This window comes from Haloferax sp. Atlit-10N, assembly GCF_003586325.1.
Classification (GTDB): Archaea; Halobacteriota; Halobacteria; order Halobacteriales; family Haloferacaceae; genus Haloferax; species Haloferax prahovense.
This window is the reverse complement of record NZ_PSYX01000075.1, coordinates 1-701: the sequence shown is the minus strand read 5'-3', so window position 1 is coordinate 701 and position 701 is coordinate 1. Positions and strand designations below refer to the sequence as shown.

General features: G+C 53.1%; 1 protein-coding gene. It reads right to left on the bottom strand.

Annotation, left to right across the window (positions count from 1 at the left end):
- A partial coding sequence (locus C5B91_RS21235; protein ID WP_199708888.1) for a PD-(D/E)XK nuclease family protein occupies positions 1–640 on the bottom strand: 640 nt, incomplete at its 3' end.
- Positions 641–701 lie beyond the last annotated feature (61 nt).

Genomic DNA, 701 nt, shown 5'->3' with positions numbered 1-701 from the left:
TCAAGTCCTCCAAGTGGTCAATCGGTGAGTATTCGAAGATGTGGGCGACGATTCCTTCGCTGAGTTCGTGGTCACCGACACCCCATTCAGGGTAGTCAGAGAGTACTTTCTGTTGGAGGAATTTCCCACTCTCAAGATCGACGTCTCGGGTATGGCTGAGAATCGCTATTTTGAGCTCGCCCGTATCGAAGCCGAGACGGTCCAGCATGAATCCGTAGAGCCACACCTGAATGCGTTGGTTGTCGTATAGGCGGTCTGGGTGCGCTGTCGTCTTTCGGTCGAAGATCAGCTGTGGCTTCCTGTCTTCGAACACGACCGCATCCGGGATACCACCGAGGTAGAACTCAGCAGCGTCACTGACGAACCTCGTTTCGATAACGACCTGTCGAGCACCACTTTCGAGAGATTCCCAAAGTTCGTCGTCGGAGACCTCTACAGCGTCTTCGGCTGCTTTCTCGTGTTGTTCAGTACCCTCAATTTTCTCTTCGGTCTCGACGTCTCCGTGCTCCTCTGTGAGAGCGACCTTTTGCTCGCAGTAGAACTGTGTCCCAATCCGGCTTGGATTGAGTCGCTTCTCCTCTTCCTCCCGACACTTCCTCCTGTATTCGTCGTGCTTCGCCCGAACCTCCTCGAGAGCCATGAGTGTTGTATATTCAACCAAATTACAAAAGTCGTGCTCCGGTAGAAGGGAGTCAGTTAGA